Annotated in this window: 10 protein-coding genes; all 10 read left to right on the top strand. The window is 63.4% G+C overall.

What is annotated here, in order from left to right; all coding sequences use genetic code 11:
- Nucleotides 1-6 precede the first annotated feature (6 nt).
- The 10 genes from treZ to M0814_RS15265 all read left to right on the top strand — a co-directional run bounded on the left by treZ (nucleotide 7) and on the right by M0814_RS15265 (nucleotide 13,374).
- On the top strand, nucleotides 7-1,809 hold the full coding sequence (treZ, locus tag M0814_RS15310; protein WP_103483312.1) for a malto-oligosyltrehalose trehalohydrolase: 1,803 nt from the start codon (nucleotides 7-9) through the stop codon (nucleotides 1,807-1,809).
- Nucleotides 1,806-3,884, top strand: coding sequence for a 4-alpha-glucanotransferase (malQ, locus tag M0814_RS15305; RefSeq protein WP_103483311.1), 2,079 nt, complete (start codon nucleotides 1,806-1,808; stop codon nucleotides 3,882-3,884). The genes treZ and malQ overlap by 4 nt, the downstream gene beginning before the upstream one ends.
- On the top strand, nucleotides 3,881-6,649 hold the full coding sequence (locus tag M0814_RS15300; RefSeq protein ID WP_103483310.1) for a malto-oligosyltrehalose synthase: 2,769 nt from the start codon (nucleotides 3,881-3,883) through the stop codon (nucleotides 6,647-6,649). Before malQ ends, M0814_RS15300 begins: the two co-directional genes overlap by 4 nt.
- Nucleotides 6,650-6,676: 27 nt before the next feature.
- Nucleotides 6,677-6,997: a DUF2934 domain-containing protein gene (locus tag M0814_RS15295; RefSeq protein WP_103483309.1), complete on the top strand. Its 321-nt coding sequence runs from the start codon at nucleotides 6,677-6,679 to the stop codon at nucleotides 6,995-6,997.
- A gap of 249 nt (nucleotides 6,998-7,246) precedes the next feature.
- Nucleotides 7,247-9,409 (top strand): glycogen debranching protein GlgX, encoded by a 2,163-nt coding sequence (gene glgX, locus M0814_RS15290; RefSeq protein WP_003224541.1) that lies wholly within the window; start codon nucleotides 7,247-7,249, stop codon nucleotides 9,407-9,409.
- A gap of 1 nt (nucleotide 9,410) precedes the next feature.
- A complete protein-coding gene (locus M0814_RS15285; protein WP_103483308.1) occupies nucleotides 9,411-10,409 on the top strand; it encodes an acyl-CoA dehydrogenase family protein in 999 nt (332 codons plus the stop codon).
- Nucleotides 10,406-11,179, top strand: a complete 774-nt coding sequence (locus M0814_RS15280; RefSeq protein ID WP_103483307.1) for a PIG-L deacetylase family protein — start codon at nucleotides 10,406-10,408, stop codon at nucleotides 11,177-11,179. The genes M0814_RS15285 and M0814_RS15280 overlap by 4 nt, the downstream gene beginning before the upstream one ends.
- On the top strand, nucleotides 11,176-11,775 hold the full coding sequence (locus M0814_RS15275; RefSeq protein ID WP_003224537.1) for an SAM-dependent methyltransferase: 600 nt from the start codon (nucleotides 11,176-11,178) through the stop codon (nucleotides 11,773-11,775). Before M0814_RS15280 ends, M0814_RS15275 begins: the two co-directional genes overlap by 4 nt.
- On the top strand, nucleotides 11,772-12,458 hold the full coding sequence (locus M0814_RS15270) for a glycosyltransferase (RefSeq protein ID WP_003224535.1): 687 nt from the start codon (nucleotides 11,772-11,774) through the stop codon (nucleotides 12,456-12,458). The genes M0814_RS15275 and M0814_RS15270 overlap by 4 nt, the downstream gene beginning before the upstream one ends.
- Before the next feature lie 157 nt (nucleotides 12,459-12,615).
- A complete protein-coding gene (locus tag M0814_RS15265; RefSeq protein WP_003224533.1) occupies nucleotides 12,616-13,374 on the top strand; it encodes a PIG-L family deacetylase in 759 nt (252 codons plus the stop codon).
- Nucleotides 13,375-13,778: the final 404 nt, after the last annotated feature.

Genomic DNA, 13,778 nt, shown 5'->3' with positions numbered 1-13,778 from the left:
TTCACGATGCCGTTACGGACCCAAGAAAACTGGCCCCACGGCGCGATCATGCAGGACGCCGAACACACTCAGTTTGCGCTGTGGGCACCGGATGCGTTTTACGTCAGTGTCGAACTTGAAGATGGCCAGTCACTGCCGATGTTGCCGCAGACCGATGGCTGGTTCGTGATCAAGACCCGGTGCCCGGCGGGCACCCGTTACCGCTTCAACATCGACGGCGAACTGGAGGTGCCCGATCCGGCCTCCCGTGCTCAGGACGGCGACATTGACCGCTACAGCGTGGTGGTCGATCCGCTGGCTTATCAATGGCGCCACACCGCCTGGCATGGTCGGCCGTGGAGCGAAGCGGTGATTTACGAGTTGCACGTCGGTGCACTCGGCGGCTTTGCCGAAGTCGAACAGCATCTGGCGCGCCTCGCCGAACTGGGCATCACCGCTATCGAATTGATGCCGCTGGCGCAATTCCCCGGCACCCGCAACTGGGGTTACGACGGCGTGTTGCCCTTCGCTCCGCAAGCCTCCTATGGCACCCCGGAACAGCTCAAGCACCTGATCGACAGCGCTCATGGCCATGGTCTGGCGGTGATTCTCGACGTGGTCTACAACCACTTCGGCCCCGACGGCAATTTTCTTGGCCGCTACGCCAAGGGCTTTTTCCGCGAAGACAAACAGACCCCATGGGGCGCGGCAATCGATTTTCGCCGTGATGAAGTTCGCGAGTTCTTCATCGAAAACGCGCTGATGTGGCTGTTTGAATATCGCTTCGATGGTCTGCGTCTGGACGCGGTGCATGCGATAGAAAGTCCGGACTTCCTGCCCGAACTCGCCCAGCGTATTCGTCAGCAGACTGATCCGGCTCGCCACGTCTGGCTGACCGTGGAGAACGAGCTCAACCAGTCGAGCCTGCTCGAATACGACTACGACGCGCAATGGAACGATGACGGCCACAATGCCTTGCATGTGCTGCTGACCGGCGAAACCGACGCCTATTACGCCGACTACGCGCTGCAACCTACGGAACAACTGACGCGCTGTCTGAGCCAGGGTTTCGTGTTCCAGGGCCATATCACCCGCCACGGCGAACCCCGGGGCGAACCGAGCGAACACCTGCCCTCCACCGCTTTCGTGCTGTTCCTGCAGAATCACGACCAGATTGGCAACCGTGCCTTCGGTGAGCGCCTGCATCACCTCGCCGATCCACGGGCACTGCGGGCTGCCACGGTGCTGTTGCTGCTATCGCCGATGATCCCGCTGATGTTCATGGGCGATGAATACGCCGCCGCTCAACCTTTCCTGTTCTTCACCAGCCACCACGGCGAACTCGCCGAATTGGTGCGCGAAGGACGTCGCAACGAGTTTTCCGGGTTCGCCGCGTTTACCGATCCGCATAAACGCGAGCAGATCCCCGACCCGAATGCCGAGGAGACCTTCCACGCCTCGCAGCCCCGACTGATTGGCAGCGGCACCGCAAAACAGCAGGAAACCCTCGCGTTGTACCGGCAACTACTGCAATTGCGCCACCGCTACATCATTCCCAATCTGTCCGGCACCCAGGCGCTGGGCGCGCACATGCTCGGCTTCGGCGCGGTCACTGCGCGCTGGCGCCTGGGCGATGGCAGTCAGCTGCGAATTGACCTGAACCTCAGCGATACGCCAGTGGTCAACCCTGCACAGACCGACGCCGTGTGGTTGTTTCAGCAGCCGCCTGCAGACGATTTGTCGGAACCGGGCATCCTCGCCCCGTATTGCGCGCTTGTCAGCCTCACGGCCGCAACCCCCTTGCAACCTCTGGATGGAGAGCGCCTATGAGCGATGCGCAACTGGAAATACTCGCAAGCCGCGCCGGCCTTGCCGTCGACTGGATCGACGCCAACGGCCGTCCGCAGAAAGTCGCCCCGGCAGTACTGCGCAATGTCCTCACCGGCCTGGGCCATCCGGCCAATACCGCCCAGGAAATCGACGCCAGCCTGTTGCAACTGCAACAGGTGCAGCAGGATCGCCACCTGCCCCCCCTGCTGACTGCAGACGTTGGCGTCGGCGTTGATCTGGCCCGCTACTTCGAACCTGAAACCCCGTGCGAAATCCATCTGGAAGACGGCTCGCGGCTGAACCTCAAGCTCGACGCCGAAGCCGTGCTGCCGGGGCTGATCCCGGTCGGCTATCAACAGGTGCACATCGCCGATCAGTATTTCACCCTGGCCGTGGCGCCGGAGCGTTGCTTCAGCGTTGGCGATGCGGTGGACAATCCGATCCCCCGTGTGTGGGGCCTGAGCGCGCAACTGTACGGTCTGCGCCGCCCCGGCGACGGCGGTTTCGGCGACACTCAGGCATTGGAAGAGCTGGCCCGAGTGGCCGGCGAACGCGGCGCCGATGCGCTGGCGATCAGTCCGTTGCATGCGATGTTCAGCGCCGACACCGGGCGCTACAGCCCCTATTCGCCGTCCAGCCGGCTGTTCCTCAATTCCCTGTATGCCGCACCGGGCGCGATCCTTGGCGAACGGGCGTTGCGCGATGCGATCGACGCCAGCGGTCTGGCCGAGCAATTCAGGCAACTGGAAGACCTCAAACTGATCGATTGGCCCGCCGCCGCCGATGCCAAGTACAAATTGCTGCAAGCCTTGTACGACGGCTTCGTCGCGGGCGAGCATCCGTTGCATGCCGACTTCGCCAGTTTCCGCCATGCCGGTGGTGAAGCGCTGGAAAATCACTGCCGCTTCGAAGCCATTCAGGAAATGCGTGCCGACCGTGGCGAAAGCCTCGACTGGCGGCAGTGGCCGGAGCACTGGCACGAACCGCGTGGCGCCGCCCTCGAAGCGTTTGCCGAAGAATACGCCGAGCGCATCGGCTACTTCGCCTTTTGCCAATGGCTGATCCATCGTTGCCTGGAGCGTGCACAAACCGCTGCGCGCGGCGCCGGCATGCGCATCGGCCTGATCGCTGATCTGGCAGTCGGTGCCGACGGCGCTGGTAGCCAGGCGTGGAGCTTTCAGGACGAACTGCTGGCCTCGCTCACCGTCGGTGCACCGCCGGATATTCTCAACCGCTCCGGTCAGGGTTGGGGGATTTCCGCGTTTTCCCCCGAAGGCCTGATCCGCAACGGCTTTCGCGCTTTCATCGACATGTTGCGCGCCAACTTCGCCCATGCCGGCGGGCTGCGCATCGACCATGTGATGGGCCTGCAACGCCTGTGGGTGATCCCCAACGGCGCCGCCCCGGCCGATGGCGCTTATCTGTATTACCCGTTTGACGATCTGTTGCGGCTGCTAACCCTCGAATCCCATCGGCACCAGGCCATTGTCCTCGGTGAAGACCTCGGCACCGTGCCCGACGGCCTGCGGGAAAAACTCAGTGCGCGCTCGATACTCGGCATGCGTGTGCTGCTGTTCGAACAGGACAACACGCGTTTCAAACCGATTCTCGATTGGCCGGATAACGCCCTGGCGACCACCACGACCCATGACCTGCCGACGCTCAACGGCTGGTGGCATGGCCGCGACATCGACTGGAACTCGCGTTTGGGCTTCGTCGATGCCAACGGTGAAATCGAATGGCGCCGCCATCGCCAGCGTGAACGCGAAGGCCTGCGCGGTGCGCTGAGTCAAGACCCGCAGAACTTTCGCGAAGAGTCCCACGAAGCCGATCAAGTGGTGGATGCCAGCGTGCGCTTCCTCGGTCACACCCGCGCGCCTCTGGTGCTGCTGCCGCTGGAGGACGCGCTGGGCATCGACGAACAGGCCAACCTGCCCGGCACCATCGACAGCCACCCGAACTGGTCGCGGCGTTTGCCCGGCAACAGCGAAGCGTTGCTCGATGGCGTCGACGCTGCGCGGCGTCTGGAACTGCTGGCCTGCGCCCGCCTGCAAGCTGCCGAGCGTGACCAATGAACCAGACGCTCATCCAGCCACTGCGCGCGACCCTGCGCCTGCAATTTCACAAGGGCTTCACCCTGGAACAGGCAGTGCCGCTGGTGCCGTACTTTGCCCGGCTCGGCATCAGCCACATTTATGCCTCGCCGCTGCTCGCGGCCCGCGCCGGTTCGATGCACGGCTACGACGTGGTCGACCCGACCCAAGTCAACCCGGAGCTCGGCGGCGAGTCGGCGCTGCGGCGTCTGGTCAGCACCCTGCGCGAACACAACATGGGGCTGATCCTCGACATCGTCTCCAACCACATGGCCGTCGGCGGCAGCGATAACCCTTGGTGGCTCGATCTGCTGGAATGGGGCCGACTGAGTCCTTACGGCGAGTTCTTCGACATCCAGTGGCACTCGCCGGACCCGTTGATGGAAGGCCAGTTGCTGCTGCCGTTTCTTGGCAGCGATTACGGCATCGCCCTGCAGGAAGGCACGCTGAAATTGTGCTTCGATGCGCAGCAAGGACGCTTCCACGTCGAGCATTACGACCACCACTTCCCGATCTGCCCGAATGACTACGGCGAGCTGTTAAAACCAGTCGAGGCGCTGCAATCCCTGGCCGATCGTTTCAGTACCCTCAGCTACCAGACCGACGCCCATGCGTTGGCGATGCCGCTCAAGGAAGAACTGAAAGAGCTGGCGAGCGATCCGCAAGTCCTCGCCGCGATCGAGGAAAGTCTCGCGCATTACGACTCCACCACCGCAGAAGGCTTCGACAAGCTGCACCAGTTGCTTGAGCGCCAAAGCTACCGTCTCGCCAGTTGGCGCACCGCAGCGGATGACATCAACTGGCGGCGCTTTTTCGACATCAACGAACTCGGCGGCCTGCGCGTCGAACGTCCGGCCGTGTTCGAAGCGACCCACGGCAAGATCTTCCAGCTGATTAGCGAGGGGCTGGTCGACGGTTTGCGCATCGACCACATCGACGGCCTCGCCGATCCGCGTGGCTACTGCCGAAAACTGCGGCGGCGCCTCGACTTTCTCGCGCCGGGCCGGCACTTGCCGATCTACGTCGAGAAGATTCTCGGCGCCGGCGAAACCCTGCGCACCGACTGGGCGGTGGATGGCAGCACGGGTTACGAGTTCATGAATCAACTGTCGTTGCTGCAACACGATCCCGATGGTGAATACGTGCTCGGCGATCTGTGGCAACGGCGCACCGAGCGCCCGGCGGCATTTATCGAAGAAGCGCAACTGGCACGCCAGCAGATCCTCAACGGCTCGCTGGCCAGCGACTGCGAAAGCGTTGCCCAGGCGCTGCTGCAAGTGGCGCGCGACGATTTGATGACCCGTGACCTGACCCTCGGCGCGATCCGTCGGGTGTTGCAGGCGCTGATCGTGCATTTCCCGGTGTACCGCACTTACATCAGCGCGCTCGGTCGCTCGGCGCAGGATGAACAGTTCTTCCAGCAAGCCATGGACGGCGCGCGGCAGACGCTGGGCGAAGGCGACTGGCCGGTGCTTGACTGCGTGGCGGCCTGGCTCGGTGGCACGCCCTGGCGGCACAAGCCGCGCGGGCGCTCGCGCAAGATCCTCAAGCACGCCTGTGTACGCTTCCAGCAACTGACCTCACCGGCAGCGGCCAAAGCCGTGGAAGACACCGCGCTGTATCGCTCGGCGGTGCTGCTGTCGCGCAATGACGTCGGCTACAACACTGAGCAGTTCAGCGCGCCGGTCAGCGACTTCCATGCGGTCAATCAGCAACGGCTGGCGGCGTTCCCCGACAACCTGCTGGCCACTGCGACCCACGATCACAAACGCGGCGAGGACACTCGCGCCCGCCTGGCGATTCTCAGCGAACGCAGCCACTGGTACGCCGAGCAGGTCGAGTTATGGCGCGCCCTCGCCCGGCCATTGCGCGACGATGATCAAGTGCCGTCGTCCGGCGATGAATTGATCCTTTATCAGGCGCTGCTGGGCAGTTGGCCGCTGCAATTGCGTGATGACGATCAGTCAGGTTTCAGCGAGTACGCCGAGCGCATCTGGCAGTGGCAACAGAAAGCCCTGCGCGAAGCCAAGCTGCAAAGCAGCTGGAGTGCGCCCAACGAAGCCTACGAAAACGCAGCGCAGACGTTCACCCAACGACTGCTCACCGGTGCAGAAGGCGAGCTGCTGCGCGCCGCGCTGAGCAAGACGGTCAACAGCATCGCTGCGGCCGGCGCCCTCAACAGTCTGGCGCAAACCTTGCTGCGCATGACCGTGCCGGGGGTGCCGGATCTGTATCAGGGCAACGAGTTCTGGGACTTCAGTCTGGTCGATCCGGACAACCGCCGGCCGGTGGATTACGCCGCGCGCGAGCAAGCTCTGGACGGACACGCGCCGCTTGAGGAACTGCTGGCGAACTGGCGTGACGGGCGCATCAAGCAAGCATTGATCGCCCAGGTGTTGAACCTGCGCGCCGCACACGCCGAGCTGTTTCGACGTGGCACGTATCAGGCCCTTGAGGTGCTGGGCGGGCAGGCGCACAACGTGCTCGCGTTTGCCCGTGAGCACGAGGGCGACTACGCCATCGTGATCGTGCCGATCCGCTGCGCGACGTTGCTGGAAAACAGTGCCGTGCCGCAGGTGGATGCGCTGCGCTGGGGCGATACGCGAGTGGTTTTACCGTTCGCCGCCTCTGACACAAACCTGAAGGGACTTTTTCACAGCCGCGCAGTCACAAAAAACAGGGAGCTGAACGTCAGCGCCGCGCTGGGGGATTTCCCGGTCAATCTGTTTATCCAACTCTTTACGTAACGACGAGTTCAGTTCAGGAGCATTGCGATGAGTACCGACGATAAACGCATCCGCGAGTTTGCCTATCAGATCTGGGAATCCGAGGGCAAACCTGAAGGTCATGAAGCGCGTCATTGGGAAATGGCGCGCAAACTGGCCGAAGCCGAGGCTCTGGCGCCGAAGAAGTCGCCCAAAGCCGCTGGCAGCAAAGCCGCCGGCAAAGGCCCCGACAGCAAGGCCCCGGCGGCCAAGCCCAAGCCTCCGGCGGCGGCCAAAGCCAAACCGGCCGGTGCCGCCAAAGTCGTACCGCCGGGTGAAAAGCCCGCCGAGAAAAAACCGCGCGCCTCACGCAAGCCCCCGGCCAACTGACCCACCCGGAATATTGAACTGAATCACCGTGTGGCGAGTTCGCTCGCCACCGAGGGCCAACTCGTCCTCAAGAAACCCCAAACAACCCCTGTCAGGGAGAGATGTCTGTGGTGAGGGGATTCATCCCCGATCGGCTGCGAAGCAGTCGCAGGGCCGCTGCGCGACCCATCGGGGATAAATCCCCTCACCACAGATTCTGTTCCCACAGTTGATCCGTTATCCGAACCAACCCGTTTTGCAGGAGCAATCATGTCCAGTCCAAAAAAAAAGGCCGAGCCCGCAGCGCACGCTGAGCCATCGAGAATCCGTGAAGGCCTGCCCTTCCCGCTCGGCGCAACCTGGGATGGTCTGGGGGTGAACTTTGCGCTGTTTTCCGCCAACGCCACCAAGGTCGAACTGTGCATCTTCGACGATGCCGGTGAAGTCGAACTCGAACGTATCGAACTGCCGGAATACACCGACGAGATTTTCCACGGCTATCTGCCCGACGCCCATCCGGGGCTGATCTACGGCTACCGCGTCTATGGCCCGTATGACCCGGCCAATGGTCATCGCTTCAACCACAACAAACTGCTGATCGACCCTTACGCCAAACAATTGGTCGGCCAGTTGAAATGGTCCGAGGCGTTGTTCGGCTACACCATCGGCCACCCCGACGCCGACCTCAGCTTCGATGAACGTGACAGCGCGCCGTTCGTGCCCAAGTGCAAGGTCATCGACCCGGCGCACACCTGGGGCAACGACCATCGGGTCAGCGTGCCGTGGGACAAGACGATCATTTACGAAACCCACGTACGCGGCATCAGCATGCGTCACCCCTCGGTGCCAGAGAACGTGCGCGGTACATTTGCCGGTCTGATGGTCGATGACGTGCTTGAGCACATCCGCAAGCTCGGCGTATCGAGTGTGGAATTGCTGCCGATCCATGCCTTCGTCAACGACCAGCACCTGCTGCACAAGGGCATGACCAACTACTGGGGCTACAACAGCATCGCCTTCTTCGCCCCGGATCCGCGTTATCTGGCCAGCGGCAAGATCGCCGAATTCAAGGAGATGGTCGCGCACCTGCACGAGGCCAATCTGGAAGTGATCCTCGACGTGGTCTACAACCACACCGCCGAGGGCAACGAGCAAGGCCCGACCCTGTCGATGCGCGGCATCGACAACGCCTCTTACTACCGCCTGATGCCGGACGACAAGCGCTTCTACATCAACGATTCCGGCACCGGCAACACCCTCGACCTCAGTCACCCGTGTGTGCTGCAAATGGTCACCGACTCGCTGCGCTACTGGGCCAGCGAGATGCACGTCGACGGTTTCCGCTTCGATCTGGCGACCATTCTCGGGCGCTATCACGACGGTTTCGACGAGCGTCACAGCTTCCTCGTCGCCTGCCGTCAGGACCCGGTGCTGCGTCAGGTGAAAATGATCGCCGAGCCTTGGGACTGCGGCCCCGGTGGTTATCAGGTCGGCAACTTCCCGCCGGGCTGGGTCGAGTGGAACGACAAATTCCGCGACACCGTGCGCGCGTTCTGGAAAGGCGACGACGGCCAGGTTGCCGACTTCGCCAGCCGCATGACCGCGTCCGGCGAGATGTTCAATCAGCGTGGACGGCGGCCGTACTCGTCGGTGAATTTCATCACCGCCCATGACGGTTTCACCCTCAACGATCTGGTGTCGTACAACGACAAGCACAACGAGGCCAACGACGAAAACAACCAGGACGGCAGCAACAACAACCTGTCGTGGAACCACGGCGTCGAAGGCCCGACCGACGATCCAGAGATCAACGCACTGCGCCACCGGCAGATGCGCAACTTCTTCGCCACGCTGCTGCTGTCACAGGGCACGCCGATGATCGTCGCCGGCGACGAATTCGCCCGCACCCAGGACGGCAACAACAACGCCTATTGCCAGGACAGCGAGATCGGCTGGGTCAACTGGGATCTCAGCGAGGACGGCAAGGCGCTGCTCAAATTCGTCAAACGCCTGATCAAGCTGCGTATGGCCTATCCGATCCTGCGCCGTGGGCGTTTCCTGGTCGGCGAGTACAACGAGGACATCGGCGTCAAGGACGTCACCTGGCTCGCGCCGGACGGCACCGAGATGACCACCGAACACTGGCACGACGCGCACAACCGCTGCCTGGGCATGCTCCTCGACGGTCGCGCACAGGAAACCGGGATTCGCCGCAAAGGTGCCGACGCAACGTTGCTGCTGGTGGTCAACGCCCATCACGACATTGTCAATTTCAGTCTGCCGGAAGTGCCGGAAGGCAGTTTCTGGACCTGCATGGTCGACACCAATCAACCGGCGGTTCGCGGTCAGGAACGCTTCGAGTTTGGCCATGAATATTCGGTCACCGGCCGCTCGTTGCTGCTGTTCGAACTGCAACGCGAAGAAGAAGACTGATATGGACCTGCAACATTATCTGGCGCGCCGCCCGCCTGATTATCCTGACACCGCCGCACTCGGCCATTGCCTGCGGGCGCTGGTCGAGGCCGGTCTGGATCGGTTGCCGTTACCGGGCAGCGGTCGCACGCTGGAGCGCTTTCAGCATTTGGCCGAAGTTGGTGGGCACGATCTGGGCCTGTGCAAACTCTACGAAGGCCACACCGACGCATTGGCGATCATCGAACAGCTCGGTGGTTCGCCAACTCCGGGCAGCACCTGGGGCATGTGGGCGGCTGAACCGCCGCAGGCGCGGGTGCAGGTGCGACCGGCCGGGCACATGGTGCGCCTCGACGGGCGCAAGGCCTGGTGTTCTGGCGCGGCGGTGCTCAGCCATGCATTGCTCACCGCGTGGGACGCCGAGGATCGTCAGCAACTGGTCGCCGTGGCGCTCGATCAACCGGGGGTGACCATTACCAATGAGGGCTGGCAAGCGGTCGGCATGGGCGCCACCGGCAGCGTCGAAGTGCTGTTCGACGCTGCCGAAGCCCAAGCCATCGGCAATCCCGGCGACTACCTGAATCGTCCGGGCTTCTGGCAAGGCGGGATCGGCATCGCGGCGTGCTGGTACGGTGCGGCGCGGCAGATCGCCGAAGCACTGCGGCAACACTGCACGCAACGCCAGGAGCCGCACGCCCTCGCCCATCTCGGTGCGGTGGATTCAGCGCTGTACGCCGCCGCCAATGTGCTGCGTTTCAGTGCGCTGCACATCGATGCGCACCCTGAAGCCGATGCCGCACTGTTGGCGCGGCGTGCCCGCGCCGTAGTCGAGCAATCCGCTGAGCAAGCGATGCGCGACGTCGGGCGTGCGCTGGGTGCCGGGCCGTTCTGCAAGGATCGGCACTTCGCCCGGCTGATCGCTGATCTGCCGGTGTTCCTGCGCCAGAGCCATGCCGAGCGTGACCTCGCCGCGCTCGGCCAATCGCTGGCCGAACACCCCGAGGAGGCCTGGACGCTATGAATGCCGCGAACAAACCCGATCCGATCATCGGCCACCGGGGTACTTCCCTGCTGCAATGGCAACACTCCCGGCACCTGGCGGCGCTGGACAGCGTCGATGTCCTAAGTCTGGTGCCTCCGGGTGCCCGCGCGGTGATAGTCGCCCCGCACCCGGACGACGAAGTGCTCGGCTGCGGCGGGATGCTGCAGTTGCTGGCCGCCGCCGGGCGTCAGTTGCAACTGATCTCGGTCACGGATGGCAGCGCCAGTCATCCCGGTTCCGAGCGCTGGCCGGTGGAACGCCTGAGCGTGGTGCGGCCGCAGGAATCGGCCGAAGCCCTGCGCCGCCTCGGCGTGCCGCTGCACCGGATGAAATGGCTGCGCGGCGGTTTCACTGATAGCCAGGTCGCCGCTGATGAGTCGTCGCTGGTCGCGTTCATCGAACGCCACTTGCGCCCCGGCGACGTGGTGTTCAGCACCTGGTGCGAGGACGGCCACTGCGATCACGAAGCCGCCGGCCGCGCCAGTATCGAAGCCGCACGACGGGTCGGCGCCACCTGCCACGAATTGCCGGTATGGACCTGGCACTGGGCCTCCCCCGAAGACGCCTCGGTGCCGTGGCAGCGCGCGCGCAAGATTCTGTTGTCCGCCGAGCAAGTGGCGCGCAAACGCCACGCGGTGCATGCGTTCGCCAGTCAGCTGGAAGGCGACCCGCAAGCCGGGCTGCAACCGGTGTTGGCGCCGTACGTGCTGGATCGTCTGCTGCAACCGTTTGAAGTGGTGTTCCTATGAGCGTCGATGATCGTTACTTCGAAGGTCTGTTCAGCGCCAACGATGATCCCTGGGCGTTCCGCGAACGCTGGTACGAACAGCGCAAACGCGCGATCACCCTCGCGGCCCTGCCCCGCGCACATTATCGGGCGATCTTCGAACCCGGTTGCGCCAATGGCGAACTCAGCGCCGAACTCGCTGGCCGCTGTGACCGTCTGCTGTGTTGCGACACCGCCAGTGCGGCGGTGAATCTGGCGCGTACCCGATTGAGCCTTTTTGACCACGCCGAGGTGCGCCAAAGTCGCCTGCCCGGCGACTGGCCGGAAGAAAAATTCGACCTGATTGTATTTAGCGAAATCGGCTACTACCTCGATGCCCAGGATCTGACAGAAGTGATCCGGCGCATCAGTGAATCCCTGACGGCTGACGGGCAATTGCTGGCCTGCCACTGGCGCCCGCCCATCGACGGCTGCCCGCTCAATGCCCGTCAGGTGCATGACCTGATCCACGAGCAACTGCCGCTGCCGCGTCTGGCGCTGCATCAGGAAGCGGATTTCATCCTTGAAGTCTGGAGCCGCGAGCCGCGCTCGGTGGCCGCACTGGAGGGCCTGCGATGATCGGTATTCTGATTCCGGCGCATAACGAGGAAGACCTGCTTGAGCAATGCCTGAGCGCAGCGCTGCGCGCCAGCAAACACGGGCTGCTGGCCGGCGAACCGGTGGAGGTGCTGGTGGTGCTCGACAGCTGCACCGATCGCTCGGCGCAGATCGTCAGCGGTTTTCCGGTGCTGAGCCTGCACATCGACGCACGCAATGTCGGCCAGGCCCGGGCCGCCGGCGCGCAGATCCTGCTGGAACGCGGCGCGCGCTGGATCTCCTGCTCCGACGCCGACAGCCGGGTGGCCGATGACTGGCTGGTGGCGCAGCTCGGGCTGGGTGCCGACGCGGTGTGCGGTACGGTGACCGTCGAACACTGGGATCAGTCGTTCGACGAAGCCGCGCAAATCCGCTATCACAGTCACTATCAGGCCCGTGACGGACACCGGCACATCCACGGCGCCAACCTCGGGGTCAGTGCCGACGCCTATCGCTGGGCGGGCGGCTTCCCGCCGCTGGCCTGCGACGAGGACGTGCAACTGGTGCGGCGACTGGAGCGGTGCGGTGCCGACATCGCCTGGAGCCATCGCCCGCAAGTGCGCACCAGCGCCCGTCTGGACAGTCGCGCACGGGGTGGATTTGGTGACTATCTGCGAAATCTGGCACAGCTTGGCCAAAAAAAAGCGGATCAGATTGATCTGTGACGCGACGAATCGGCTGGCATGAGCAATACTCTGCTGCGCGGCAATCCAGGGTTCGGAGCGTCGCACGGCAATCCATCCGCCTTCACGGGTCGAGCGCGCCTGCTTTTCCACGGTGCAGATACGACTGAGGGCCAGAGACGACAAGGACGTAACACCCATGAAACCGTTATTCCTCAGCGAAACCCCGCTGCCGGCGCAGATATGGAACAGTGCCCCGCAGCTCGACAACATTCCCGTCATCAATACCCACAGTCTGGTCCCCCCCGGGGCCCGAGCCGTCGTCGTCGCCCCGCATCCGGGTGATGAAGTGGTGACCTGTGGCGGGCTCCTGCAATTGCTCGCCAGCCTCGGCCATCCGCTGCAACTGCTGTCGATCACCGACGGCAGCGCCAGTCATCCCGGCTCGCGGCAATGGTCGGAAAAACGCCTGAGCGTATTCCGTCCCCAGGAAAGCGTCGAGGCCCTGCGCCGTCTCGGCTTGCCGATGCACAGCCTGAAATGGGTGCGCGGCGGGTTTACCGATAACGCCCTGCTCGACCGCGAGGCCGACCTCACCGACTTCATCGCCCGCTACCTGCGTCCCGGCGACGTGGTGTTCAGCACCTGGCGCGACGATCGCACTGACGACCACGAAGCGGTTGGCCGCGCCAGTGCCAAAGCGGCAGCGCAAGTCGGCGCGACATTCCATGACGTACCGGTCTGGGCCTGGCACTGGCCGGAACGCGATCAGAACCTGATCCCCTGGGAACGCGCTCGCAAACTGCGACTCGACACCTGGACTGTGGCGCGCAAAAGCCACGCCACCCACGCCTACGCCAGCCAGCTCAAAGGCGAACCGGCGATCGGCATCGCGCCGCTGCTGCCACGCGTAATCCTCGAGCGGATGCGCTTGCCCTACGAAATCGTCCTCATCTGAAGAAATACATTCCCCCCTGTGGGAGCGGGCTTGCTCGCGAAAAGGTCGTGTCAGGCACTTAAGGTGTTGGCTGACACACCGCATTCGCGAGCAAGCCCGCTCCCACATTGGCATGCGCTGAGCTAATAGTTATGGCAGCACCCGGTTAAAACTGTGGGAGCGGGCTTGCTCGCGAAGAGGCCGGTACGGCTGGCAACCATCTCATTCAAGCCCTGCAGACACTGCCGGCGACACGCACAGAAGGCGCCGAGTGATGCCGGAAAGCGTCTTTTTATCCGTCGGGCCGTGCCTTACCACTCGTCAGAAAACAGCGCCTACCTGTAATTTCTGACAGTAGCCAGAGCCGTCATCTTCAGCGCTGAATAACTCCACGCCTTTTGTCCCCCGACAGTTCGCACGGAGTG

Source organism: Pseudomonas sp. MWU12-2020 (assembly GCF_023100605.1).
Lineage (GTDB): Bacteria > Pseudomonadota > Gammaproteobacteria > Pseudomonadales > Pseudomonadaceae > Aquipseudomonas > Aquipseudomonas fluorescens_H.
This window is presented reverse-complemented; position numbering and strand designations above follow the sequence as displayed.